Genomic DNA, 26,527 nt, shown 5'->3' on the forward strand with positions numbered 1-26,527 from the left:
TCGCCTCCTATAGCTGTTGGATAAAATCATAGACAAGCTGTACGATGAGGATAATGGTTACAATACGGAGTAGAAGTTTGACTTGATTTGCTTTCACCTTTCTTGCTAAAACAAGACCAATTTGCGCACCAATTGTAGACCCAACCATTAAAACAAGAGTGAGTGGCCATTCAATTTTCCCTGTTGCAATATATGTAATCGCTGCGCCTGAACACATGGCGAATACACCTACTCTCGATAGTCCGACTGCTTTGATATAGGAAATTTTCTCATGGGCATATGTATAAAGGGCTAGTGTACTACTGCCAGGTCCAAACATACCATCATAAAAACCAACCCCAAGTAGAATTGGTCCATTTTTCCGATTCATCCTAAAGAGTTCCTTATCCCCAAAGTCAGCCCCTCCCAAAAAGGACATAATCAGGGCAAAGCCTAATAAAATTATGGCGATGACCGTCAAAGCTTGACTACTCATGAACGAGGCGAAAAGCCCACCCAAAGTTCCGCCAATTAAGGATACTAATAAGACCGATCGCATTTCGGACCAAGCTAATTCTTTTCGTTTATAGATTGTATAAAAGCTTGAAAAAGCACTCACCATATTGGACACTTTATTGGCACCAATTGCCGAATGGACAGGCACCCCCATTAACATCATCGTTGGCAATGTGATTAAACCACCGCCACCCACTAACGTTCCAATGACATTCCCCATGATGCCAATTAATAAAAATAACAAGTATTCCATCATATCCTTCTTTCTCTCTCACAAATGCATTCATTCTATGATAAAGTATAACAGATTGTGATTTTGAATGATGATGGAAATGAGGGGCAAGGATGCATACACAACAAAAAACACCAACACCACGCTTTTGTCACCAGCTGTCGGTCATCGTGGCCACCATTTTTTTAGCTGGCTTCACAGCAACGCTGATTCAATATCGGAAGCTTCCTGCAATGATTCCAGTCTTACAAAGCTTTACGAGTGACCATGCACAGTTTGGACCAAAAATTGCTATTTTTTATTTACCTTTCATCGCACTCATGCTATTTTTACTTTTACACTATTTAGAGATGAAAGCGGCTTATCCAGTGATGCGAAAAAATAAATCCCCACTATCACATAGCCAACGTCAAAATGGCATCATCACTATTTGTCTGATAAAAAATAGCATATTATTGTATTTTACATACTCTCTTTTCAACGACCTCACCGTGGCATTAGGCCGAGATCGAATTTTACAGCAGTGGCATGCTTACCTATTTCTTTTCTTGCTATGTGGTATCTTCAGTATGGGCATCGTTCGAGGGATTTTATTGGGTAAAAAGCGTTAAAAAAGACGTATTAAAGAGTTGCTCTTTAATACGTCTGCCAAAAATGAAACCATTAGATGAATTACATAAATGGAATAAATTGATCTTCTTGCGCACAATCAATAGCTATTTTATTGCGTGCCAGGTGACCACATTTCATACATGGGTGCACGAAAACCCTTAATAAACAGTACTAATTATTCACTACCCCAATCTTTTTCCATTTGTCTAAAATTATGTATTAAACCATACTTCTGTACGCCACGCGCTTGTTCGATACTGGCATCAGCCCATTGGCGGAACAATGCTTGATCCTTTTGGGTATGGGCGTACACTGCTTCTATGGCGGGTTGCATCCAAGACTGTGTCAGCTTATCACTTCTCATAGCAACTGTTCGACCTTCCAGGGCAGCGAGATAGCAAAAGGCATAGCTTGATAATGGCTCCTTGTTAATTTGCTGAGCAGCAGCCTTTGCCGCCCCATGATTCTCCTCCATGATCGCTTTCATAAATTGATAATTGTACTTGATGGCTGGCTGCTTATATTGGTGGATGATGACATCGAAAGCACGAATTTGTTCCTCGAGCGTCCCATAAGCAGATGCATAGAGAGCTGCAAAGATAGGCTCTTTTCGACGGCGCTTCACCCATTTATCCACAAGTTCCATATTGTTTGTTCGATATAGGATATGTATATGGCGATAAATCATAGCCACCGCGAGCACAGCAAATATTCCGAGTGAAAAGGATAAACGCACCCCTGATAAAGATAGGACCATCGCCAACAATATAATGGCTAAATAAAAGAATATTAATTGAATAATTTTCATAATGCCCCCTACTGTAATTTCCTGCGCATTTTACGTGAAAAGATGAGGCCGGCACCTAAAAAGAAGACTAGTGCCATTACTTTCATGATAGGGATGATAAATAGCTTACTGATGAGGAAAACAACGACTACATAATAGACCACCATTGCCAGTAAAAATAACGTCAACTTATTCATGAGGCTCCCTACTTTCCTTTAATGCCGCTTCAATCGCGGCGAGCGCTTTCGGCCCCATTCCATGTAAATGAGCTAAAGTGGAAAGGTCAACGTTCTCCAGCTGCTGTAATTGTGTATAGCCCGCTGCCTGTAATGCACGAACTGCAGGTTTGGCTACTCCCTTCGGCCATTCTGTCATGTTTGCACTTCCCTTCATTAAAAAACCTTCTCTGCCCTATTATGCAAGCGACAGCAAAGAAATGCAAATTAGTCATAACCTATAGAATTTGAAACAGGGATAAGCACGCAGCCATTAAATTAACGAAACTATGAATACTCCAACTAGTGACAATGGAGCCACCCCCAACCCGCTCATTCATCCACCCCATCACATAGCCTGCCAGTGCAGTAGTTAGTACGACTAGCAGGATGATGTGTAATGGCAGTGCCATCCACAACAGGGCCCCATGTACGCAGCCAAAAAGGAAACTTTGTACGAGATTCCCTACTTGGAAACCAAACGATTTTGCCAGTCTTTTCAATAAAAAGCCACGGAACAATAGCTCCTCAGATAGGCCAGTTTGAATAATAGCATAAATAAGAGCTGGTATGACCCCCGCCAAGCCAAGGCCAATGAATTGATTGTACGCTAATAAGGAATGATCAATATAAAAAAAGATGATAACCCAACTCGGTATCACTAACACCACAATAGAAAGGAAAAAAAACATGATATATCTTCCTTTATGGGCAACCACTGGCTTTTGAAAGCCTAACCACCCTAGAAACGACTGTTCCTTTCTAGCTGTGAAAAACCACCAAATAAATGGTATCACTGAAAATAACATTACTTGCACAATAGCACTGATCATTTTTTCCCCTCCTGATCGCATGTTACGTTAAGTGTAGAAGAAAATGGCAGACAATTCAATAGTATTTTAATGATAATCGTTAATTTTTTTATCTTTAATATTAATTTTTAAATGTTTAGCAATAAATAAATAGAATTTAACATCTCTTTATTGAGATTCGTGTCATTTTCATTTACACTTAATTACAGATATAACAGGTCTATAATATATACATTATCATTGGAGGCTATCGCTATGAATTTAGATTCTACACATTTAGAGGAGAAGGCTCATACCTATGAGCAAAACGCCCGTATCTCTGTACCAGCCTACGATACTTTGTTTGCCATGACACAAGCCTATTTCCGTACACATTTAGGCAATCAAGTATCCTCCCTGTTAGTTGTAGGGGCTGGTGGTGGAAATGAACTTTCCGCATGGGGGCCCTCAAATCCCAACTGGACTTTTACAGGCATTGACCCGTCTGAAGAGATGCTTCAAATCGCACAACGTAAAGCGCGACAACTGTCTATAGAAAGCCGAGTTCAACTTCTTCACGGAACCATTGATATCTTGTCATCTACTCCTTCCACATTCGATGCTGCTAGCTGTATCCTTGTGCTGCATTTTATCCAAGATAGACAGGAAAAGCTTAAATTATTACGCAACATTCACGCACAATTAAAGCCAGGAAAACCATTTGTCCTCGCTTGTGCCTATGGAGAACGTGAAAGTGACGAACTACAAGATCGCATTAAAATCTGGCAAAGTTTCTTTTTAGATGTAGGATACAAAAAAGCAAAAGTGGAAGATATGGGGAAAGTCATTATGAATATCTCTTTCATTTCAGATCAAGAAATTCAAGAATTATTGCAAGAAGCTGGATTTAAACATATTACACGCTTTTTCAGTTCTGGTCTTTTCGCAGGCTGGATGAGTCATGCCTAAGTGAAAACCCCCGCCATTTGAGCTCAAATGGCGAGGGCATTTATTCCACATTAAAATGAGCAGCTCATTCTTCACCAATACACACTGTAATAGTAAACATGATCATCCCTCGTCATACCCACTTTCTCATAGAGCTTCTGGGCGTTGACATTGTTCTTAGCTGTTTCGAGCATCATGTAACGAGCGTTCTCCTGTTGACAATAGGCATAGCATTGTTCGATTAAAGCTGTGGCCACTCCTCCATTTCTGGCATGTCCCGCCACAAATAAATCATTTAAAATAAACGCTTTTTTCATGGCTACGGATGAAAAAATAGGAAATAGCTGCGCAAAACCTACTGGTTCCTTTTCATGATAGGCAAGAAAAATGATGGATTGATCCTTCTCCACACGCTCCTTGATAAACTGCTCGGCTTGTTTTAAATCAGACGGCTGACCATAAAATTCTCGATAGGCATTAAATAGCGGTACTACTTCCCCCATTGTTGCCTGTGTCACTGTACAAATGTTCATATTCGACTCCTCATTTCATTTTCATTGTCCTTCTAGTATGATGGTAGTAAACAATCTGACATTTCAAAAGAAACAGTTTTAAACATTTCAGCATGTCAAAGAGGTGCACAATGGACGATTTCATCTTTTTATTAACAGACAATGAGGCCAAATATAAGCAAATCTATCAGCAATTGAAAGCACTCATTTTGCAAGGCACATTGGCAATGAATGAATCTCTGCCTTCTATTCGGAAAATGGCAGAAACATTGCAGGTTAGTCGAAACACAACATTAACTGCCTATGAACAGCTTGTAGCTGAGGGCTATATTCGGGGAGAAGGGCGCAAAGGTTACTTTGTGAATGCATTGGAGCAAGTTTTCTTACAAGAGCAGCCACAGCTGGTTCTATCGCAGCCACAGAGGGATACTTCCCCATTGCTAGTAGATTTTCTGGCTGGTGCTGTTGATCAACAACACTTTCCCATAAAGACATGGCGTCAAATGGCCAATCAAATTTTACAAGAATCACCATGCTATCAATACGGGGAAATGTTTGGAGAGTCATCGCTAAAGGAGCAGCTTGCCCAATATTTACTGCAAGCAAGGGGTGTTTATACAAATAGTGAAAATATCATTATTGGTAGTAGTACACAGCAGATGCTCCTCTATCTCGGCTTTTTATTGAAAGACGATTTTTCGAGTATACTTTTAGAGGACCCAGGCTATAACGGGGCAAGGGAGGCTTTTCAATTACATAACTTTGGCATTGAGGTATTACCAGTGCATGAAGCAGGCGCACAGCTTGACGTCTTAAATAATTGTCTAGCACGCTTATTGTATGTCACACCGTCACACCATTTCCCATATGGTGCCTCGATGAGCATTCAGCAGCGGCAAACACTAATACGATGGGCTCAAAAAATGAATGGCTATATTCTTGAAGATGATTATGATGGCGAATTTCGTTATACACAACAGCCATTTCCTGCCCTTGCTTCCATTGACCCATCTCGGGTAATTTATCTGGGTACATTCTCAAAATCCTTTTTACCAGGCGTACGAATAAGCTATATGGTGTTACCGAATGACCTTGTTCAGCCGTATAAAATAAGATTTACTCATTTTGAACAAAATGCCTCAACCCTGCATCAACGCACCATGGCCCGATTTATGGCACAAGGTGAATGGACACGCCATATCAAAAGAATGCGCCTTACCTATAAACAAAAAATGCAGCACCTTGTTCAGGAGCTACAACAGCAATTTGGTGAGCAAGTCACTATTTTAGGTGAGCAATCAGGCCTTTATGTTTTGGTGAAAGTAAAGTCCTCACTTTCGGAACAACAGCTAATCCAACAAGCGGAGTCCCACGGTGTGAGAGTTTATCCAACCAGTCCGTTTTTTCTTCGTCAAGCAAGTGTGGAACCCATGCTACAACTAGGGTTTAGTAAGCTAACAATGGAAGAAATTACGTTAGGTGTCCACCTACTGAAAAAAGCCTGGTAGCAAAAAGCCATAACCCTCAAAGTTATGGCTTTTCCCCAGCGTTTAAAAATAATCAATAAATGTCGGAATGCCTACAGGTAATACTGCCTCAAGCAAGGCAATTTCATCTGCATGTCCCTGTAACCGTTCAATTCGTTCTAAATAGCTTGGTCGCTTATAGCCTAAAAGCATAGTAGCCAATGTTTGCACCGTTAAATGAACAGCATTATCATTCAAAGTCTCACTAACCTTTTGAACAGAAAGCTTTCCACCCACCATTTTAATGATGAATGTACCATTATTCCAAGCCACAATTCGATCACTTACAGCTAGCTGAAGCTCAAAATCCTGACCAACAAATGGATAACGCAATAAAAACTCTTTGACATCAACAATTCTCGCCATGAAATATGGAGAAACCTTTTGGATAATTTCACTATCCTCTAATAGAAAAGCTACTGCTTCATTGCCCGTGGTTTTCCCATAGACATTATAAATCATTGAACTATGAGCAGAGGCAAAATTCCATAACCCTTTTCGAGCCTCTTCCTGTAAATAGACGATTTCATCGATGTAATAATTTTCCTCCATGATACGATAAAACATGTAGCCCTGTGCCACATCCTCTTCATCGTAGTAGACTGCTGCCTGAAGGTTAACATCACTGTCAATGAATTTCTCTTCCCAGAAATCTTCCTGAAACTTCTCATTCCACGCAATACTATTTCGCACCATCACACCATGTGTTTTTTGCGCATAACGGGCGTAGATTTCCACAACATCCTGATGCTTCGGATCCACCCGACGAATTTTGCCATTGAGCCCAGCATAATGCGGAAGCTGTGTGTCCTTTACCTGAAACTCCACGATGTCACTCATAATTTCCCATCCTTTTTTTCGATAATAAGGAATGGAATATGGAAATAAATAGGATATACATTGACCTTCGTTTCGCATACTTTGTAGGCTTTCAATAATCAAGCTTTCCATTAAGCCATGTCCCGAATACTCCGGATAGGTGCCAACTGCCGTAATACCACCCATTTCATAAATCTTGCCATGGACATTGACCTCAAAAGGCAAACTTAAAATTTGCGAAACCAACTGTGAACCATCGAACCATCCGATTGCATGCCCCTCGTTAAATTGTCTACTTTTAGCATTCACAAAACGGCGGTCCTTGTGAATAGACATGGACATTTGAAAGACATAATTTAGTAAATCAATGGACTGTGCCATTTCATCCAATCGAATTTCTCGCATGACTAAGCCTTTTCGTTGATTCATGATTCCCTCTCCTCATCAAATAACTCACTTAAAATGGTTTGTGGTGCATCTAAAAAACGTTTGGTGACAATGTAATGAATGGAATCCTCATAGCGAATCGATTCAATCTCTCCATTGTCAAAACTATAAATCGTCGCATTCGGATAGCCAAGTAAAATAGGTGAATGTGTGGCAATAATAAATTGTGCCTCATGCTCTAAATCCTTGATGATTTTCAACAGGCTTAATTGCCTCGTTGGGGACAACGCCGCCTCAGGCTCATCCAATAAATAGATGGCTTTGCCCTTAAAGCGATTCATAAATAATGCTAGAAAGGATTCACCATGGGATTGGTGATGGAGAGATTTCCCACCAAAAGCGTTATATCTTCTTGGATCTTCTATCAAATCAATATGACTGGCAAATTGATAAAATGTTTCTGATCGAAGAAAAAAACCATTCGAAATCTTCGGCAACCACGATAAACGGATATAGTCTCCCAGTGAAGATTCTGCCTTATGTACTTCATAAAGATTTTGGCGACCACCACCTGCCGTATTAAAATCGCAACGATCCGCAATAGCTTCCAGTAATGTTGATTTCCCCGAACCATTTTCCCCAACAAAGAACGTCACATTCGTCGGAAACTCCAGCTCATGTAAATCCTGCAAGCTTGGAATATTAAAAGGATACATCTGTTTATTTGGAATAGTGTCCTGTAGCACCTTACATGATTTTAAATACATCTCGTTTCCTCCTTTCCCTTATTATAACGAACAATGCCGTTGCTGAAACGTCATCGCTCTACCACTTTGATAAAAAAGAAATAAGAATAGTCAAACAAATCATAAAATCATTATTTTTGTTTCTAAAGAGCTCAATAGATATAATGCTTAAAAAAGGCGGGCATAATCATCGTCAACCCCATAATTGCCTATGAAATATTTCCCGAGAAATAAATAAAAAACATGTCGAAAGTTGCAATTGAAATTCATAAAATTTTGTCATATTTTTGATTTTCATAAAAATAAATGGTGGTGGATCTCATATGGAAGAATTCTATTGAGTGTGGGGAGCAATTTCCCAGCAATAGTCAACGGGGTTCTAGGGTTATATCCAATGACATCACCCATTACACTTTCGTGAGCTCACCCTCATACCGATTCTTCATTTCCCCATAACCGAAAGGATCATCTTATAAAAAGTTCTATATACTCGGCTCCCCTCATAAATTGAGTAACAATCAAAAGTTAGAAGGAGAAGAACAATGTTTGTGACTCATTATTATGAAAATAAAACGTCCGTTTTAAGCCAATTGCTCGTCAAACTCCCTGCTATCGAAGATGATATTCGAATTAAAGGGCGCAAGGCAAAGGTGGTCGAGGTACTCCAGATTGATGACAACAATTATCATGTGAAGATTATTTTTGAAAAAATTCCTAAAAAGCAACCACTCAAAGATTTAGGAAAGAAAAAGAGATAATCCATAAAGTTTATTTCCTACAAATTCGGGAATATCCATACTACTAATGCGAATTATTCTCACCCCTAATATTTCTTCAAGCAAACTTGTTGACTTTTTAATTGATAACAATTATCATTATCACTAGATTATTTCTTTTCTCCAAATTGCTTAATTCAGAATCCCCCTCTTTTTTGAATTAGCATGTATCAAACGGATATTCTTACATCAGACTAAGAGTATCCGTTTTTATTTGTATACGTGGAGGAATTTACATAATAAAGGAGCTGTTTGGACATGGATTATCGTATTGAAAAAGACACTATGGGTGAAATTAAAGTACCTGCCGATAAAATTTGGGGTGCGCAAACACAGCGTAGTAAAGAAAATTTCCAAATTGGCACGGAACAAATGCCAATCGAGCTTGTGCAAGCCATGGCTATATTAAAGAAAAGTGCAGCGATTGCGAACAACAAACTTGGCAAGCTTTCAGATATTAAAGCACATGCAATCGTACAGGCTGCAGATGAAATTTTAAATGGACAATGGGACGATCAATTCCCTCTTGTTGTTTGGCAAACTGGTAGTGGTACACAATCGAACATGAACGTAAACGAAGTTATCGCTCACCGCGCGAACCAACTTTTACAGGATGCTGGTGAGGCGGATCGAATTCATCCGAATGATGATGTCAATAAATCACAAAGCTCGAATGATACATTCCCTACGGCATTGCATATTGCGGCTGTTTTAAAAGTGGAGGATTATTTAATACCTCGACTTCGTTTATTAAAATCAACTTTGGAAGACAAAGCAGCTCAATTTAAAGATATTATTAAAATTGGTCGTACGCATTTACAGGATGCAACACCTCTTACATTAGGTCAGGAAATTAGCGGCTGGGCAGCCATGCTGGCAAAATCGGAGCATATGATTAGCCAAAATATTAACTATTTGAAAGAGCTTGCGATCGGTGGAACAGCGGTTGGTACTGGTATCAACGCTCATCCGGAATTTGGAGATCGTGTTGCTGCGGAAATTAGTGAACTAACAGGTAAACAATTCGCTTCTGCTGCGAATAAATTCCATGCATTAACAAGCCATGATGAAGCAGTTGTTGCTCATGGTGCTCTTAAAGCATTAGCGGCTGATTTAATGAAAATTGCCAATGACGTTCGCTGGCTTGCAAGTGGTCCTCGCTCAGGAATTGGTGAAATCACTATTCCCGAAAACGAACCAGGCTCATCGATTATGCCTGGTAAAGTAAACCCTACACAAAGTGAAGCGATGACCATGGTAGTCACACAAGTTGTAGGAAATGACGCTACGATTGCTTTCGCGGCATCCCAAGGGAACTTTGAACTAAACGTCTTTAAACCAGTGATCATTTACAACTTCTTACAATCAACTCGTCTACTAGCAGATACAATGAAATCATTTAATGACCATTGTGCAATCGGCATTGAGCCAAATAAAGAAGTGCTAGATCATAACTTACAAAATTCATTAATGCTTGTAACGGCATTAAATCCATATATCGGCTACGAAAACGCAGCAAAAATCGCGAAAAAGGCTCACAAAGAAGGAACTACTTTAAAAGAGGCTGCCATCGCAAGTGGCTTATTAACAGAAGAGCAATTCGATGAATATGTAGATCCGGCAACGATGATTTACCCGAACGCAAAATAATGTAAGTGCAATCGGACCAAGCATCGATAAATCAAATCTTCATATAGCTACCTTTTGGGGCTAAATTGGTAAAAGGATTGGGGCAATAACCCCAATCCTTTTATTCTGCCTTCCACACGAGCCTTAGCACGTAGACGTACCAATTTGATCGATTAATGATTCTGAATGAGGATGTTCTCTATTTATCAGAGAATAAACATAAGTATCATTTGGAACATTATTTTGATGCATATATTTCTTTAATAATCCTTCTTTTTCAAAACCAATTTTTGTTAATAGTTTGTTTGAAGCATCATTTTCTGTGAAAACTATTGCTCCTATACGTAATAACTTCATCTCTTGAAAGCCAAATGAGATTACTTTATTAAGTGCCTCTCGTGCATACCCTTTTCCCCAACTCTCTGGGAAAAGTGCATAACTTATTTCAGCTCTTTTATGCTCGGTTGACCACTCTTGAAATCCAATAGTACCAATTAGTCCTTCTTGCCCCTTTAATTCAATTCCCCATTTAATGCCACGTTTTTCATCATAGTTTTTTGAAAAATTATTAATTATTTGTCTAACTTGCTCTAAACTAGTTAATGGATTCTGCCCGTAATGACGTAATACATCGGGATTAGAAAAGCAGTCTAAAATAGCTTGAGCGTCATTAACGGTGATCTCTCGTAACACTAATCGATCAGTATTTAAACTAGGAAACATTATTCCACCTCTTTCAAGTAAGTTGTATCTTCCATATTTTATATTAAAAGTTCGTAGATTACTCTATAGATTTATAACAATTATCAATCCAACCAATTTTTAAGCTCTATTACATATCTCAAAACCAAATAAAAAGCACGCTCTTCTGAACGTGATTTTAGATATTTATTTTATTTTGATTTTTTGAATTTCAGCAACAGATATGGAGTCCTCCGTTATTTTCACATATTGATTTTTAGATTCCTTCAAATAACCTTCTTTGTTTAAATATTCTTTTAGGTCTGATTTTTTCTTAAATATTTTTTCTTTCATTTTTTGCTCGTAGTCTTGTTCATCGTTTCCTTTAGTAATAGTCATCATATAGATTTTCGTCATGTCCATACCCCCTTGGATAACTTACGAATCGTCTTGGAAAAAGTTTCATCATCAAAATGACTTAGAGCGCCCTCTTATAATTCTTCTAAATAAATCGTAACTGTAATGCTTGTTGAACTGTATGTAAAAGCTCTTTCACTCACGGCCCTGTACTGATCTTCAAAATTCACTACATCTCCAACATTTGGAACTAAAGCTGATAAAGAACCATTAATATTGTACGTCATAATGACATCGCCGTTTTGTTCACAAAAATTAATATAAATATGTTGTAATTGACTATCCATTTTTTAAGCCCCTTTCTTTTCCTGTTTTCTTTTATCTGTAATACTTTGGATCTGAAATAAATGGCCATGTTTCATACAGTTCTTTTGTTTGCTCTACGTTGAACGATCTTCACGCTTCGCTCTACTTCATTACCATGATTACCAAAACTTTTAAAATTATAGTAAATTTGTTACAACCAAATTATACCTGCTCCGTCTAATAGTTGAAAGGGTGTGAAGGAAGATTGAACAAAAAAGTGAGTGATGAGATAAAGATACAGAGATACTACTTGAAAGTGAAACATATGATCCCAACGGTGAGTTAACAAGCTATGTCCACCCTAATCGTGGATGTGAATGTACCATTTATTCCAGACTTAGAGGACTACCAGCTTCCCATAAGCAATCAGAATAAAGTTGAAAAAGATTGAGGCTAATTGCTTCAATCTTTTTATTTGATACGATAATAGTGTCAAAGGAGTCATTAGAATATAGATCATTGGAAAGTAATACCATTTCTGTTGAATTAAAATTTACTCCCCTATCTTTTCATTGTAATCAAGCATTTTTCATAAATTTCAATCTCATTTACTGGAGACTCATTCAACGTTAGTTCGAATTTGTTCTCACAATTGTCCTCTTCTTCTCCAACCCAGCAAATATAAATCTCGCAATAGTCCCCTTTTGCTAGCAAGTCTTTTAGGAAATCAAAGACATGGAGAAAGGTTCTTTTGGATTTTTCATAATTATGTGGGGAATACATTTTATTCTCATCATGCATGTCCCAAATAGGAGCCCCCTTTGTTGCAATTTCGTAAATATATGGCGTCGAAAAATGTTTTTGTTGAACGGCCTGGCGATTTTCTTGATCAGAGAAAACATAATTTATTTCAACTTCATCTTCCGTATAGTCGTCATTTATTTCAACGGGAAAATTCAATCCAATATAGGTTGCCATACTCATCTGTGTAATCCTCCTCATAAAAAATACCCTGTCAGTGGACAGGGCGTCAGCAACGAAGCTGTTGATATTGTAAAAAGAACCGTACTTTTGGACGAACATCTATACCTTTCATGAACATCATTATTTCGAATGTCATTCTATCTTGAAATGGCTGGATGGTCATAGGCTTCAAACGACGTCTTGTCCGTTTCTTTTTGTAAGGCTTGCTACCGTGGTATGTTAACTGTAATAGCCGCCGCTTTGATAGTTTGGTGTTGCGGTGGTGTTTTCGGCTCCATATACAGCGTTGTGTAATACGCATCCGCAATCACGATCAAGTAAATAATCAAAAGTAATCGTTTTGTTCAATGGTTCAAAAATTTCATTTCTCCCTTTTTAAATCTAATAAGTATCTACTTATCATACGGGCAGCAAAGAAAAAGGTTTCAAAATTTTTTAAGGGAGACAAATTTGCCTCCCTTACGCGCCCAGACTTTTACCACCATCATTTTCCCAACGATCGATATCCCAATGATCCTGATCCTTTTCTGTGCTTGTTGGAACGAATGCCAATTCTCTCACCCTTTTCAAACGTTCTTCTCTAGTTTATGAAGGGGAAGAGGTTTTCGTTCATCGTAAGATAGGCTTAATTTTAAAACCTAAGGCAATCGCCGCGCCAATACAGCTGGAGAGGCAGCCAATGATCAAATAAATGCTACCTGTAGATTCACCAATCAGAACAGAGGCGATGCCGCCAATTACGGGAAATAAAGCGACCATATAGCCACTCTTCGCTCCCCCGATTCTTTCGACTAGTTTTAAATAAAAAAGCCAGGCAAGAAACGAGGCGATCACTGTTAAATACATCAGAGCCGTTAAATAGGTAATGGATGTCGGAATCATGATTGTTTGTCCCTGCATCCAGACAATACCACACATGACCACACTGCCAATGGCAAAACCAATAGCATTGGCATAAATCGGATCAATATGTCGCTTTGCATTTCTAGCTGAACTAGCATCGCCTATTGCCGTCAATACCGTCCCTAAAAAAGCAATCAAGATCCCTTTGAAATCAGCTAAGCCTGAAAAACTATGTAAAGTTGGATAGATTAAGACCCCCACACCTACGACGCCTAAAATACCGCCAACAAGAACACGGTGATGCAAGGGTTCTTTGAGAAAAATTCGGAGTGCGATGGGCGTTAATATCACTTTTAAAGAAAAAATTAACGTGACGATGGCCGCAGAGCTTAACATCGTCGCATAATACAGACATAAATAACTGAATGCAAAATTACAAACACCAAAAACGATGATAAAGGGTACATCCTGCTGTTGCGGTTTGCCTTGTGGTTTCATGAACCAAGCTAGTATCAAAAATAATATCGCTGTTATGACTAAACGATAGGTTAACGATAATTCTAAACTGACAGGGGTCCCTTGAATTTTTACGGCAATAAAATTAAGACCCCAGACAATTAAACAAAAAATATACATAAAATTTGTCATACTGTTTTAAATTCCTTCTATTTCTCTATGCCTTCCATCTTCCCATCATCAAAGTGTGATAGTACTTGCCATCCGAAAGGCGCTTATCATTTTTCAAAATACCTTCCACTTCGAAGCCACATTTTTGATAGAGCTGAACGGCCTTATCATTTGTTTCTAACACTTCAAGGACCATTTTCTGAATACTATTCGCATCTGCCCAGTCGATGGATACTTGCATTAGGGCTTTTCCAATGCCATAACCCCAAAAATCCTTCCGAACACCTACGCCGAATATGACCTTATGAGCAAGCCTTTTTAATGAGGAGCCCTCACACCTTGAATATCCAATAATTTGATCATCAACGACCGCTACTAAACAAAGATTTTTGGGACTTGCTGTGTCATTTAAAATGACCTGTTCGAATCCTGCTTGATCGATCAACCCCTCTCCTTGTTCTCGGTCAAAGTTTTCCGTTTCACCATCTAATTGTAGACGAAGCTCCGACAAGGCTTGTGCATCATCTTGTTTGGCGCAGCGGATCGTGTAAAACAGCTCTTTATGTCGAAAATCTCTCTTGTTAATCAGCATGTTGAAACTCCGCAACTGGCTGAATTCGCACAAAACGATTGTGCCAAACAAATTCATGATGCTGAATGATTTGAGGTGCCTCTAGTACTTCATTCGGTAATGTGCTATGGGCTTCCTTCACTAAAATATTGTGATGATAGCCATGACTATAAGCACTACGGATCGTTGTATCAAGGCAGAACTCTGTTTGAGCCCCAGCAAAAATCAGTTGGTCAATATGTTGCTCCTGTAAGTATTGTGCAAGCTCAGTTTGATAAAAAGCATCCCAGGTTGGTTTTTGAATGACCTTGTCTTCTACTTGTCTATGAAGACCATGATACAGCTCCCACCCAGGCTGACCATATGCAAAGTCTACATCATCGGCATCTGTATGCTGAATATAAATAATAGGTGCTTCATGCTTGCGTGCCCATGTGATTAACGTATTGATATTTTTGATAATCGTTTCATCATTCCATAGATTTTGTTGGCTGTCTAAAAAGAAGGCTTCTTGTATATCAATAATGATAAGTGCTTGTTTCATTGGATTCTCCTTTATATTTGACTTTTTCTTCATTATTGTACTGAATTTTTTATTGGAAGAAAATATAAAAAAAGAAGTACCTAGCAATTGGCTAGATACTTCAACGTTATTATTTCATTAATTCTTCGACAAATTTAACTGATACATATGTTTTTCCGTTTTCTAATAAAGCGGGTGCTACGTCAAATTGACGAATCGCTTTATTGTAACCATATTCCTTTTGACCACGTGTAATTGTGTAAGAAACGGCACCTTTAGAAATAATCGCACCTTTAGGCGTTACTTCTACTTTAAAGCCAAGCTCTTCTACGACTAATCGTAAAGGAACCATTTTCGTCCCTTCTACTTCATAAAAATCGTTTTGAATGATTTCTTGAATCGCTGAATCTGATGGTGCTGGTTCAGGCGTTGGCACTGGATCCACCTCAACTGGCTCTTCCTTTTCGATATTATCTAACACGATCACCTTTGAAGGTGGTGTTTGGGCAGGAATACTCATCGTCGCGATTGTGTAGAACACAACTAAGTGCTGCTCTGCTAAATCACTTGCTTTTAGTTCTTTTCCAGAAGCACTCTCAATTTTCGTGTCTTCCCCAACATTTAATTTTAAGTAATTGTCAGTATCTACTAAATTTTTATTGAAGAAATCTACTTCCACACTACCCATTTCCTCTGTTTCAACAATAACCATTTCTGGGTTATATTGTGGTGGATAGATCATAAGCATAGGCTTTTTCGCATAAGAGTAAGCCGACACCTTATCCCCTTTTTGAAGCTTAGCTTCTTTTCCTGTATTATCAAACACGAATGAATCTTTATCGACAACCACCATATTTGTTTGGTCACCTTCAACCACTGTATAGTATGTTGCGTTTTCACGGACATCTACATTTTGAATTTCACCAGTTACTTTAATGAAAACCGGCTGAACTTGTTGTTCATTATTTTCTGCGTTGGTCACAACAGCCTCACCCTCGCTCGCTGATGCAGTTGGAACTCCCATCGCGCTCCCTAATAATAATGCTGTCATAGCAAATGGTACAATTTTCGTCATTTTCATACAAAAAGCATCTCCTTCATTTCACGAATTCATAGAAGTAGTCGTCTTCATATGAAAAAGGTTACAATATGGCCAAATTTTTTTATGCAGCGGAGATTTTTGTATAGATCTCATTGAAGATGGAGCAGGCTTAACATCGCCCCGCTTAAAATATAAATCTCAACCGGTTAAGGATGCGTTGTAAGAAATATTGGTTTTCGCTTTGTTTTGTCCTTAAATCGCGTGCCACATCAGGATGATCAGTAATAACGCCACTAACATTTTTCTCAATAAAGGTTTGTAGAGAACGATCATCATTGAGCGTCCAGACAAATAAATCCATCGGGTTCTGCTTCAGCTCCTCAATGAGCTGCTCTGTTACCCATGATTCCTCTAATGCGATGAAATCCACATTTTCTTCCATTGGTCCGATATTAAGCGCGTAAACAATGCCGACTCTTAGATTCGGTACTAATTTTTTTAACTGTGTCATTTTCTGCCCATCTACTGATTGCACATAATACGAATCCAGTACTTTGTATTTTCGTAGCTTCTCCACTAATTTTGGTAACACATCTTCCGTTTCCTTGCCGTGTACCTTTAATTCAATGAGTAACGCCACATTTAAAGCTTTCGCAATTTCGATACAGTCCTCTAGAGAGGCAATTTTATCACTATAGCCATTTTGATGGATCGTTAACGTTTTTAATTCATTCAAGGTCATATTTGCAATCACCCCGTTTTTACCTGCCAAGCGCCGCAATGTACGGTCATGGAAAACGACAAATTCACCATCCGCTGTTTGCTGAATGTCAATTTCAATAAGATCTGCTCCCGCATTAGCTGCACTCACTAACCCGCTGATGGTATTTTCTACATTACCAGCCACATAACCTCGATGAGCAATGATTTTAGTATCGGGTGCATAGACACTTTTCTCTAAAGAATTAATATTCATCATACTTAATATCACAAAAACCACTAAGCTTATCAACAACAAAGATTTATAGCGTCGATTTCTATGTTTACCCGTTATTTTGATTTTCCCTAAGACAGGTGTATTGTAAGTGATGGCGACCATGACTTGTGAAAACATGGCCTGTAATAAACTAAAAAGCACAACAAAGACCATTTCCAGAAAAGCAAGTGTTAGCCCCGCTGTCACCAATGCAGCACTGGGCAGTAAACGTTCCATTAAATAAAGGGGAAGAGTACTGATCACCGTTATACTGATCATTGCGAATAGATGCCCTGTTAAAAGCATGGCCAGTAGCACTAAAAGATCAAATATACCCCTTTTGGAGAAGCGCCAGCTTTGCTTGAACGACCGTAAAATAGAAATGTTCGGCTGAATAGTAAAAATAGGTAATGTTAACATGCAACGAATGCCTATCATCACCAAAATGCTCGCTACTGTGGCATATACTAACCTACCACCTCGACTACTCATGATTTCTTCGGTTAAAAAATGTGGAAGTGAGATGGATTGGGTTAAGGTGAGTGGTAGCATAAAAGAAGCGAGTGGCATTAATAGGGCAAGATATACCATTAAAAATAGGACTTGGACACTAAAAAAATAAACAACCTTTCGATTCAATTGCTGCCATAAAGGAAAAAATCGGTAGCGCATTCCCCTTTGCTGATGAAAGGCCATTAAAAACAAGAAGCCCATTTCATAATAAACAAACAATAAAAACAGTAAGATTAATAGAAAAATCATGATAATGACAAAGGGATGCGCCACAAAGCTTTGCCAATTTTGCTCGGTAATATGTGTAAACCCTGTTACTCTTAGCATGAGCTTTAACATCATAGAGCTTACAGGGATCATTAATAAAAACTGAAAGATTCTAATTAATGCGAAAACTTGTACATAATCTAATCGATATACATAAATATTGTTTACAGCCTGTCGCATTACTTGTCCTGCCTTGTGCACATACTCACCCCTGTCATGCAGTTAAAATAGCTCTCTACTAACGTATGTTTTGACCGCTACGGCACAGTACTCAAAGCAATAAAATCGCATATTGTTCAAGTATCCTATGCAACTTAGGGAGAAAAGATTTGTGTATTTATCGTGTCTTTCTCCATTTTTTTGAAACTTTTCTCGAAGCTATCCTGTATATAACTAGATACCCACTAGAGAAAGGAGCGCAAACATGAAATTCTACATTGGCGATATGATTAGTACAACTGTTCTTTTATGCATGTTTCTAGCTATCTTCTTCGTCATGATTCATATGATCAAAAAAATGAAATCAACTATTCCTGTGCCTCCTCCACCAACTATGCAACAGCAAGTAGAGGACTTAACAAAACGTGTGACGAGCTTAGAACATCAAGTAAAAAATTTAGCAGATAGAGAATAGCTTCACAAAAAAATCGCTGCGAGGTTACCCTTCGCAGCGATTTTCATATACAATCTTGCCATCTACCACTGTACAGACCACTTGTATTTGAGGTAGTTGCTCGATATCCACAGTAAAAAGATCCTCTTTTAAAATCGTAAAGTCTGCTGTATAGCCTTCTGCAATTTTACCACGAGTGTGCTGCTGACCAATTATTTCAGCCGCTCCCCCTGTATACAGATGAACCGCATCGAAACGAGAAATTTTCTCCTGAGGATTGTAGCCTTCATGTTTTTCTCCAATATTTCGCCTTGTGACAGCGGCATAGATTCCAATTAATGGATTCGGCACTTCAATCGGCGCGTCACTACCACCAGCAACGACGAGGCCACGGTCAAGAAGTGACTTTAAAGGATGCAAGCCCTGAGCGCGCTCCTCTCCAAGTCTAGATAGCTCAGCGTGGTATTCCCCTTGAACAAATTGCGGCTGCATATCTACGGCAACAGGCAATTCAGTTAGTTTAGCTAAAATACCTTCATCGACTAAGCTACAATGGATAACCCGATCAAGTTGATCAGCCTGAGGGGGATAAGTCGCAAAGACATATAAAATCATATCGATGGCTAAATCACCAATTGCATGGACAGCGACAGTTTGTCCATATTGGCGGGCCAATTGAACATACTTGGTTAATTGCTCAGAAGTATGAATTAGCATTCCTGCATTGTTTGGATCATCGCAATAAGGTTGACGCAGGGCTGCCGTTCTTCCTCCAAAGGCTCCATCAATAAAGATTTTCATAGCACCAAACTCCAAGAAAGGCGATGAAGTTGTATCCATTTTTGCGACCTCTTCAAATACCGTATGATGCTGTAATAAATGGACTTTAAAAGATTGCTGAGATTCCACTATTTTACGATAAGCCTGAATTGGTTGGCTTGGTGGTCCATAATAGCTTAAATCCTCCGAATGACCACCTACTAAACCATAAGCTTGTAACGAGGCCACTGCTTTTGCCAAAGCATCCTCAATATATGCAGGTGTAATATGGGGCATCTGATTAACTATTAAATATAATGCTGAATCCTTTAATACACCAGTGAGCTGTCCATCTACTTTGTCAATGACACCCCCTTCTGGTGAAGGCGTCGCATCAGTAATCTCTGCAAAAGCTAGTGCTTTAGAATTTGCTAAAATTAAATGGTGACAGCTACGTTTTATGATTAAATAAGCGTCACCAAGCTCATCTAGCTCCGCTAAAGTCGGAAAAATGGGCTCTTCAAATTGGTTTTCATTTAAGCCAATTGCAATAACCCATTCATGTGGTGAAGACTTGGACATACGCTCTCGAAGCTTCTCTAGTAATGCCTCTTTACTTGTAAGAGCCGATACATCAATATGCTTTAATTTTTCCCCGTAACCAATAATATGTAAATGACTATCAACAAATCCTGGATACATCACATTGCCTTGTAAATATTGAGTAGAAGCAGCTAGTGGCGACAAGCTCTCGACTGAGCCTGTCGCCACAATTTTTCCGTCTTCTTCAAGGACTGCTTCTACTGTTTCACCAACCTGAGCCATCGTGTAAATCTTTCCACCTGTCCATAATGTTGCCAAAACAATTCCCCCTATGTCCTATGCTATTGCTTCAATTAAATGTGCTCTTTCTAAGCGGCGACGGACAATCACACCAATCCATGCTGCAAGCACCGCTTTGACAATCCCTACTACAATAAATGGCGCAGTTCCACCCAAAAAGGCTGCTGTCCATGTATAATCTGCTACGATTTTTAACCATACCGTACCAAACGCTAGCGTAATAATCATCCCCATAATATTCGCTATAATCGCATGGGTAAATGTGATGCCAAATTTATCTAAGTATAAGCCCATCATAATCGCTGTGGCAAGGAATCCTACGATATAGCCTCCTGTTGGCCCTACTAAAATTCCCAGACCTCCAGACATACCACTAAACACAGGTAAACCTGTTGCCCCTAGTAAAATATATAATAGAACTGATAATGTTCCTATTCTAGTGCCTAAAATTGTCACGACGATGCCGACTGCTAATGTTTGTCCTGTAATTGGAATTAATGGTAGCGGAATCGTCACCTGTGCCAAAACAGCAATAATTGCTGCGCCAAATGCCGCTAACACATATTGATATGTACTTCCTTTTTTCAATGTAAAAAGCCTCCCCTTGTTGGTACGTTAACTAATAATAAAAATAAGTTAACACAAAGATAAAGCAAATGAAAACAGTTGTCAATGTATTTTGGCGTAAAAAAAGAGAAATTGCTAGATGACCATCGCAATTTCCCTTCAACATGATTACCATAAAGGTTCATTCATCGGATCTTTTTCTTGCAACTTAAATACATATGGCGCTACTTGATGATGATAAAAGAACATTCCCACCAGGAAGAAAATAATACCGATAAAAAAATTATGAAACACATGCTGTAGCATAATCAACAAAGGCACTGGCATCGTCATCACACCACTGATTTGTATAGATTTTTTCGTACGATATTGTTTTTGTCCACAATGAGGGCACACAATTTCACTATTTTTGCGATATAATTTCCGCGCACCCTTCTCAGGCCAGCTCTCTCCACATTCAATACAAACAGGTAAGCCATATCCCTTTTTCACTAATACACGCTTTACGATAAAAGATGCACCAATAAAAAAGCCCAACAATAAAATCCCTCTAACATAATCTGAGTCCAACAATGACCACCAGTTCCCTGTATCTGACTGTACAGTTGCTGCTTGATGACCTGTGGTACGCAGTTCTTTTTGCTGCGTTAAGAGGTAACTAAAACCAATGACAAATATAGTAAAAGTAGCGAGCACTAAACGATACGTCCATTGACCGCCAGCTTTATGTTTTCCTTTTCGTCGCGCTTTTTCTGCGATTAGTTGTTTCCGATTCTGTGAGAGCTTGACATCTTGCAGCTCCGTTAATACCTCTTCTTTAAATTGATTCATGATGTAACACCTCCCAATCAAAGTCACCGATTGCTGTTGCCAGCTGTTTACGCGCTCGCTGTAATCTTGTTCGAATGGTTGCTTCTGGACAATGGACAAGCTGTGCGATTTCGACTGTTGTCATCTCCTCAAAATAATACAAAATTAAGACCTCTCGATAGGCTACTGATAACGTAAATAACGCCTCTGTCAGCTCTTTTTTGACGGACTTCTCTAGCATCTCCTTTTCAGGCGTAATTGTCGATGTACGCCCAGTAATCTTTTCAAATAATGTTAGTCGTTTACTTTTCCAACTCCGTAAATAATCATGGCTTCGATTGACTGTCATTTTTACTAAATATGTACGCAATGATGCTTCCTGGCGAAACTGTCCCTGCTTTTGATAAAAGGCGATGAACACATCCTGCACAATATCTTCCGCTGTCGCCTTATTCTTCACGTATAGATAGGCGACCTTTAGTAAGTAATCACCGTGCTCCTCGATCACTCGTTCAATATCCATCATTGCTCTCACCTACTTTCTACACTACTGACGGACGTCGCTGTCAAAGCGATTCATTTTTTCTATAAAAAATAAAAAAATCCGCAATTGCCACTTCCAAGCCATTGCGGATTCTTTGAAACCAACTATTAAATACCAATTTCTCGCATTGTAGTTGCAACTTTTGCCATTCTATCATCTAAATCTATGCCTGTGTATCTTGGTAAAGGCAATTCACTAATAATAGATCCATCACCCATAAAGAAAATACGCTCTGTTCGCGCAGCAATTTTCGGATCATGTGTCACAAGCATAACCGTAGTCCCTTCCCTGTTGATGGAGGCTAGGATATCCATAATTTCCTGTGCAGACGTTGAATTTAATGCGCCTGTCGGCTCATCACCAAAAATCATTGGTGGGCTACTAATTAATGCACGACAAATGCCTGCACGCTGAAGCTGTCCACCAGAAACTTGGGTAATGTCTCGTTTTGCTAAGTCAGCAATGCCCATCTTTTTCATGATGCTCTGGGCTCTTTCTGTTAAAGCAACTATATTTGTTCGCTTGTCACGCACTGCGGGTAACAATATATTATCAAGGATATTTAAGCTTTTGAGAAAGGTCGGCTGCTGAAACACAAAGCCCATCCTCGTCCGACGGAGTTCGGCAAGCTCTTTGTCATTAAGTGCAGTTAAATCGACCCCTTCAAAAAAAACACGACCGTGATCAATGCTGTCCATACCACTTAGAGCATAGAGCAAGGTTGATTTGCCACAACCAGATGGACCCATTATTGCAACGAACTCTCCTTCATATAAATCGATGGTTACAGCCTTTAAAACCTGATGCCGTTCTGTACCGACCTGAAATGACTTGGCTATTTGTTCACCACTCACAAGTTTTTTCATGTTCTACTCCTTTATATGATCCATTATTTTTATATGTCCTGCCTGGAACGTACCAATAAGCGTTGCTAGAAGCACGACGCTTAAGAGAGCTAATGGGCAAAAAACATAGGCAGTTAGCGGATTAATCATAAAATCAAATGAAGCCGCACCGAATGATGCAATGACCGTGGACGTCAGGAACTCTCCTAATGTGTTGGCTAGAAATGTCCCTGCAATAATGGCCAAAATTAAAACAACAACTGAACGAACCGCATATTGTATCGAAATATCTACGTTTGTAAAGCCAATCGCTTTCATGATGGCGATTGGAGACCGATCCTTCGCGATAAGCATTTTCATAAATAACAGTGTCACCAGCACACACATGACGAGTGCTACCACAAGCGCTGCACTTGATACTTTCTTAATGGCGTTGATGGTCGTTCCGAACGTTTGATGGATATAATCATTAATGCCTGAAACCTTGGCAAAATGGAGTGTATCCGCATATTCTGAGACCTTTTTTTCGACTTGCGATTGCTTCGACAACGTACCATAGATAACATTCCACATGCTTTCCGTGGAATCATCGGAGAAAGCTGCCTTCGCCGTTTTTCCACCATTTGTTATATCCGAATAAATACCACTCACTGTCATGGTTTTCGTTTCACCTTGAACAATCAAAGGAATGCTATCACCTACTTTTTTCTGAAGCTCCTCCGCATTAAGTACCGAAAGCGCGATTTCATCCTGAGCTACCGGTGCCTTACCTCGGGCGTATTCAACAGGGAAAATCGTATGGTCGCCAAGCTCTATTTTTAGGCTATCTTCTACACCCTCACTCGAGATTGTTGTAAACTTTTTCGTCGTAAGAATCGTATAATCTGTAATGGCTTCGTCATGCTCTAACATGTTAGCCACAGCTGTTACATGCTGAACATTTTGGTCACCTTGTGGAATATCAATGCGAATGTCGCTATTGCCAATCCCCATATAAGTCGTAAAGTTTTTGGAGGAAATCGTGTTGTATAAATTTTGTGGAACAATGATCATAAATGTGGCTAATATTAATACGGTAAGCATTGTAGCATACAAACTTTTGCGTGAAAGCACATCCTTCACGCCCAGAAAAAGATTGATTGGAAACCTTTTATTGGAGCTGATGTTTAGCCATTTTGCATGTCTTGCATTACCACGCATCGTGCCAAAACGGATGGCCTGAACAGCTGATAGCTTGTGAAACTGTTTCAAAACGAATTGCACATAAACCAATATGGAGCTAAATACTAGTAAAAGGCCAATGGTAGTGAACAGCCATACAAGTGACCTATTTGCCGTATCTCCCATATACAGCCGGATATTTTCCAAAAGAGCATCCCTTAGAATAAAGGAAAATGTAAAACCTAGCACACAGCCAAAGGCAGCCATAACGCCATATTTTGCAAGATACATTTTCTGTATATCAGCAACACGTAAACCCATTGCTTTCATCACACCGATTTCACGATAATCCTCTTCCATTTTAGTGAGCAAGGTGAAACGGATACACATAAATGCAATGGCCACCACAAGTAGGCTAATCAATAAAATAACAGTGATCATCAGTCCATCAGATAAAGCATTCAGCATTTTAAATAGCGGCAACGTAATCGTAGGGCCGTTCGCTTCTAAACCTGCACGATTATAGGCCTCTTCGAAGCTTCTTACATCAGCCAAATTTTTCAAACGAAACTCTATTAAATATTCAATAGTGCCAGCTGCCTGGATCGCCGCATAATCCTCTTCACTGACAAGAAATCGTTTGGAGGAGGCTAGCATAGAATTCATTTGAGAATCCCGTAAAAACCCCGCAATTGTAAAAGGCTTATTATGAACCACCACTGTGTCACCCAGCTTGGCTGTGCCATCCTTCATATAGCCTACAGGTACATAAATGTCACCATTTTTCACTTCAATCACTTGGCCATCAAGGTTAAGTAAATAATCAAATTTCTCACTTTGCGTACTAAATCCATTGTCCTGTACACTTTGGGCAAGTGTGTTGCCTGCAATGGTTATCTTGGCACCATCTACATTGAGAAATTCATTTATCTGAAATTCATCTACTTGTTCATTTTGCTCAGCAAAGTCAATAAGCCTTGCTTGGTCGATAGCACCTGAGTGCATCTGAAGAAAATGAGATGTTTCAGCTTGCTTCATTAACGTGTCAATGGCACTCGATAAATGGACGATCAGAACGGCTGAAAGTGTAACAAGCATAGCCGCAGCTGCTACAAATAGCGTTATCATACATGTAATCAGCTTACTTTTCGCTATATCATTCCGTACAATTTTGAGATACATAGGTCACCCCTTTGTCAGTTTTCAGACCCTAAGTACTATTATTTCGTATGGCCTTCCCCTTCATTGCCAAACATTTGCATCATGTACAACAAACTACCGCTTTCCACACCAAGCATTCGTTCCACATTGAAGATAAATGCTGGGATGCGAGCAGCACGCTCTTCATTTGACAACATCACTAGATCATCATCGAAGACTGTATTTGTATAAGCGACTATCATCTCCATGCACTCATATGGGTACGGGGTATGATAAACACCTTGTTCAATGCCCTCACGGATGATGCCCGTAAGTAATGGCGGTACTTGATTAATGACTACCTGCTGTATTTTTCGATGCATTAATGCATTTTGCGGCTTATGAATGTGCTCCATAATTTCCTGCCCATTTGCTTGCTGCATATTTAGTGCCATCACAACCCTCAATATGCGCTCATTCACAGCAATACTATTGTCTGCTGCTACCGCCCTTGCCCTTGTTAACATTGCTTCTGTATAGCGCTCTATGAGAGCATCCATAATATCTTCCTTGGATTTAAAGTGATAATAAAGTGTACCGCGTGCAATCCCTACTTTTTCAAGAATATTATTTGTACTAGTGCCATCAAACCCCTTTTGCGTAAACAATTCATCTGCCGCGTCTAAAATTTCATTTCTACGTTCTTCTGCTTTTTTCATTTCCCTCATAACAACAACTCCTCACAATTGACCGACTGTCTGTCGAATAAACTTATCCTTATCGTAGCACAGGTTTATTCTCCATGGCAATATTTTCTATAAAAAAAAGAATCTGCACGATGCAGACTCTTATTGTTGTGTATCTTCATTCCTTTTATATTCTAAAATATCGCCAGGCTGACATTCTAACGCCTCACAAATCGCCTCTAATGTTGAAAAGCGAATCGCTTTCGCCTTGCCATTTTTCAATATAGAAAGATTCGCCATCGTAATGCCGACCTTTTCTGAAAGTTCTGTTACACTCATTTTCCGTTTCGCCAACATGACATCAATATTGATAATCATTGCCATAGTACTCACC

General features: G+C 39.3%; 31 protein-coding genes. 6 read left to right on the plus strand and 25 right to left on the minus strand.

The annotated features are described in order from the left end of the window. Positions 1-7: 7 nt before the first annotated feature. Positions 8-748, minus strand: coding sequence for a sulfite exporter TauE/SafE family protein (locus tag AO843_RS04250; protein WP_054609918.1), 741 nt, complete (start codon positions 746-748; stop codon positions 8-10). Between the two features lie 92 nt (positions 749-840). Here AO843_RS04250 and AO843_RS04255 point away from each other — a divergent pair, with 92 nt between their 5' ends. Then, entirely contained in the window at positions 841-1,338 is a 498-nt protein-coding gene (locus AO843_RS04255) for a hypothetical protein (protein WP_054609919.1), read from the plus strand. 176 nt (positions 1,339-1,514) lie between these two features. Here AO843_RS04255 and AO843_RS04260 read toward each other — a convergent pair whose 3' ends face one another. The 4 genes from AO843_RS04260 to AO843_RS04270 form a co-directional block, all read right to left on the minus strand. Next, positions 1,515-2,147 (minus strand): hypothetical protein, encoded by a 633-nt coding sequence (locus AO843_RS04260; RefSeq protein ID WP_054609920.1) that lies wholly within the window; start codon positions 2,145-2,147, stop codon positions 1,515-1,517. Positions 2,148-2,155: 8 nt separating this feature from the next. Next, positions 2,156-2,323 (minus strand): hypothetical protein, encoded by a 168-nt coding sequence (locus AO843_RS24825; RefSeq protein WP_197278869.1) that lies wholly within the window; start codon positions 2,321-2,323, stop codon positions 2,156-2,158. Continuing rightward, the gene (locus AO843_RS04265; RefSeq protein ID WP_197278870.1) at positions 2,316-2,501 is read right to left on the minus strand and encodes a helix-hairpin-helix domain-containing protein; all 186 of its coding nucleotides are present in this window, start codon (positions 2,499-2,501) and stop codon (positions 2,316-2,318) included. The genes AO843_RS24825 and AO843_RS04265 overlap by 8 nt, the downstream gene beginning before the upstream one ends. 79 nt (positions 2,502-2,580) lie before the next feature. Continuing rightward, positions 2,581-3,174, minus strand: a complete 594-nt coding sequence (locus AO843_RS04270; RefSeq protein WP_054609922.1) for a CPBP family intramembrane glutamic endopeptidase — start codon at positions 3,172-3,174, stop codon at positions 2,581-2,583. Positions 3,175-3,408: 234 nt separating this feature from the next. Between AO843_RS04270 and AO843_RS04275 the strand changes: the two genes are divergently transcribed. Next, positions 3,409-4,101: a class I SAM-dependent methyltransferase gene (locus AO843_RS04275; protein ID WP_054609923.1), complete on the plus strand. Its 693-nt coding sequence runs from the start codon at positions 3,409-3,411 to the stop codon at positions 4,099-4,101. A 71-nt stretch (positions 4,102-4,172) separates the two neighbouring features. Here AO843_RS04275 and AO843_RS04280 read toward each other — a convergent pair whose 3' ends face one another. Continuing rightward, positions 4,173-4,613, minus strand: a complete 441-nt coding sequence (locus AO843_RS04280; protein WP_054609924.1) for a GNAT family N-acetyltransferase — start codon at positions 4,611-4,613, stop codon at positions 4,173-4,175. Between the two features lie 110 nt (positions 4,614-4,723). Here AO843_RS04280 and AO843_RS04285 point away from each other — a divergent pair, with 110 nt between their 5' ends. Then, positions 4,724-6,100, plus strand: a complete 1,377-nt coding sequence (locus AO843_RS04285) for a MocR-like pyridoxine biosynthesis transcription factor PdxR (protein WP_054609925.1) — start codon at positions 4,724-4,726, stop codon at positions 6,098-6,100. Between the two features lie 42 nt (positions 6,101-6,142). Here AO843_RS04285 and eis read toward each other — a convergent pair whose 3' ends face one another. Together eis and AO843_RS04295 are read right to left on the minus strand one after the other, a co-directional pair. Further along, positions 6,143-7,366 (minus strand): GNAT family N-acetyltransferase, encoded by a 1,224-nt coding sequence (gene eis, locus AO843_RS04290; protein ID WP_054609926.1) that lies wholly within the window; start codon positions 7,364-7,366, stop codon positions 6,143-6,145. After that, positions 7,363-8,091 (minus strand): AAA family ATPase, encoded by a 729-nt coding sequence (locus AO843_RS04295; RefSeq protein WP_054609927.1) that lies wholly within the window; start codon positions 8,089-8,091, stop codon positions 7,363-7,365. Before AO843_RS04295 ends, eis begins: the two co-directional genes overlap by 4 nt. Before the next feature lie 521 nt (positions 8,092-8,612). On the opposite strand from AO843_RS04295, the gene AO843_RS04300 reads away from it, so the two are divergent. Beyond that, positions 8,613-8,828 carry a hypothetical protein gene (locus tag AO843_RS04300; protein ID WP_054609928.1) on the plus strand — a complete coding sequence of 72 codons (216 nt, stop codon included), beginning with the start codon at positions 8,613-8,615 and terminating at the stop codon, positions 8,826-8,828. A gap of 276 nt (positions 8,829-9,104) precedes the next feature. Then, the gene (fumC, locus tag AO843_RS04305; RefSeq protein WP_054609929.1) at positions 9,105-10,496 is read left to right on the plus strand and encodes a class II fumarate hydratase; all 1,392 of its coding nucleotides are present in this window, start codon (positions 9,105-9,107) and stop codon (positions 10,494-10,496) included. 123 nt (positions 10,497-10,619) lie between these two features. Here the strand turns inward: fumC and AO843_RS04310 are convergent, their stop codons facing one another. The 9 genes from AO843_RS04310 to AO843_RS04350 form a co-directional block, all read right to left on the minus strand. Next, positions 10,620-11,198, minus strand: coding sequence for a GNAT family N-acetyltransferase (locus AO843_RS04310; RefSeq protein ID WP_054609930.1), 579 nt, complete (start codon positions 11,196-11,198; stop codon positions 10,620-10,622). A 165-nt stretch (positions 11,199-11,363) separates the two neighbouring features. Beyond that, the gene (locus AO843_RS04315; RefSeq protein WP_054609931.1) at positions 11,364-11,573 is read right to left on the minus strand and encodes a hypothetical protein; all 210 of its coding nucleotides are present in this window, start codon (positions 11,571-11,573) and stop codon (positions 11,364-11,366) included. Positions 11,574-11,647: 74 nt separating this feature from the next. After that, on the minus strand, positions 11,648-11,860 hold the full coding sequence (locus tag AO843_RS04320) for a hypothetical protein (protein ID WP_054609932.1): 213 nt from the start codon (positions 11,858-11,860) through the stop codon (positions 11,648-11,650). A 520-nt stretch (positions 11,861-12,380) separates the two neighbouring features. Then, on the minus strand, positions 12,381-12,803 hold the full coding sequence (locus tag AO843_RS04325) for a hypothetical protein (protein ID WP_054609933.1): 423 nt from the start codon (positions 12,801-12,803) through the stop codon (positions 12,381-12,383). 609 nt (positions 12,804-13,412) lie between these two features. After that, positions 13,413-14,294, minus strand: coding sequence for a DMT family transporter (locus AO843_RS04330; RefSeq protein ID WP_054609934.1), 882 nt, complete (start codon positions 14,292-14,294; stop codon positions 13,413-13,415). A gap of 25 nt (positions 14,295-14,319) precedes the next feature. Continuing rightward, on the minus strand, positions 14,320-14,865 hold the full coding sequence (locus AO843_RS04335) for a GNAT family N-acetyltransferase (protein WP_054609935.1): 546 nt from the start codon (positions 14,863-14,865) through the stop codon (positions 14,320-14,322). Next, the gene (locus tag AO843_RS04340; protein ID WP_054609936.1) at positions 14,855-15,388 is read right to left on the minus strand and encodes a cysteine hydrolase family protein; all 534 of its coding nucleotides are present in this window, start codon (positions 15,386-15,388) and stop codon (positions 14,855-14,857) included. The genes AO843_RS04335 and AO843_RS04340 overlap by 11 nt, the downstream gene beginning before the upstream one ends. 109 nt (positions 15,389-15,497) lie before the next feature. Then, a complete protein-coding gene (locus tag AO843_RS04345; protein WP_054609937.1) occupies positions 15,498-16,448 on the minus strand; it encodes a stalk domain-containing protein in 951 nt (316 codons plus the stop codon). A gap of 145 nt (positions 16,449-16,593) precedes the next feature. Further along, on the minus strand, positions 16,594-18,366 hold the full coding sequence (locus AO843_RS04350; protein WP_054609938.1) for a glycerophosphoryl diester phosphodiesterase membrane domain-containing protein: 1,773 nt from the start codon (positions 18,364-18,366) through the stop codon (positions 16,594-16,596). A 223-nt stretch (positions 18,367-18,589) separates the two neighbouring features. Between AO843_RS04350 and AO843_RS04355 the strand changes: the two genes are divergently transcribed. Then, the gene (locus AO843_RS04355) at positions 18,590-18,799 is read left to right on the plus strand and encodes a hypothetical protein (RefSeq protein WP_054609939.1); all 210 of its coding nucleotides are present in this window, start codon (positions 18,590-18,592) and stop codon (positions 18,797-18,799) included. A gap of 24 nt (positions 18,800-18,823) precedes the next feature. Here AO843_RS04355 and AO843_RS04360 read toward each other — a convergent pair whose 3' ends face one another. From AO843_RS04360 to AO843_RS04395, 8 genes are all read right to left on the minus strand, one after another. Continuing rightward, on the minus strand, positions 18,824-20,398 hold the full coding sequence (locus AO843_RS04360) for an amidohydrolase (protein ID WP_054609940.1): 1,575 nt from the start codon (positions 20,396-20,398) through the stop codon (positions 18,824-18,826). Positions 20,399-20,416: 18 nt separating this feature from the next. Next, positions 20,417-20,968 (minus strand): biotin transporter BioY, encoded by a 552-nt coding sequence (locus AO843_RS04365; protein WP_054609941.1) that lies wholly within the window; start codon positions 20,966-20,968, stop codon positions 20,417-20,419. Positions 20,969-21,115: 147 nt separating this feature from the next. Beyond that, positions 21,116-21,778: a TIGR04104 family putative zinc finger protein gene (locus tag AO843_RS04370; RefSeq protein WP_054609942.1), complete on the minus strand. Its 663-nt coding sequence runs from the start codon at positions 21,776-21,778 to the stop codon at positions 21,116-21,118. Then, a complete protein-coding gene (locus tag AO843_RS04375; protein WP_054609943.1) occupies positions 21,765-22,283 on the minus strand; it encodes a sigma-70 family RNA polymerase sigma factor in 519 nt (172 codons plus the stop codon). Before AO843_RS04375 ends, AO843_RS04370 begins: the two co-directional genes overlap by 14 nt. Before the next feature lie 125 nt (positions 22,284-22,408). Continuing rightward, positions 22,409-23,167: an ABC transporter ATP-binding protein gene (locus tag AO843_RS04380; RefSeq protein ID WP_054609944.1), complete on the minus strand. Its 759-nt coding sequence runs from the start codon at positions 23,165-23,167 to the stop codon at positions 22,409-22,411. A gap of 3 nt (positions 23,168-23,170) precedes the next feature. Next, complete coding sequence (locus tag AO843_RS04385; protein WP_054609945.1) at positions 23,171-25,489, minus strand: ABC transporter permease; 2,319 nt, start codon at positions 25,487-25,489, stop codon at positions 23,171-23,173. A gap of 38 nt (positions 25,490-25,527) precedes the next feature. Beyond that, positions 25,528-26,175, minus strand: coding sequence for a TetR/AcrR family transcriptional regulator (locus AO843_RS04390; protein ID WP_054609946.1), 648 nt, complete (start codon positions 26,173-26,175; stop codon positions 25,528-25,530). A gap of 120 nt (positions 26,176-26,295) precedes the next feature. Next, positions 26,296-26,517 carry a helix-turn-helix domain-containing protein gene (locus AO843_RS04395; protein WP_054609947.1) on the minus strand — a complete coding sequence of 74 codons (222 nt, stop codon included), beginning with the start codon at positions 26,515-26,517 and terminating at the stop codon, positions 26,296-26,298. Positions 26,518-26,527 lie beyond the last annotated feature (10 nt).

Origin of the sequence: Lysinibacillus sp. ZYM-1 (assembly GCF_001308875.1) — a bacterium.
In the GTDB taxonomy this organism is placed as follows: Bacteria; Bacillota; Bacilli; order Bacillales_A; family Planococcaceae; genus Lysinibacillus.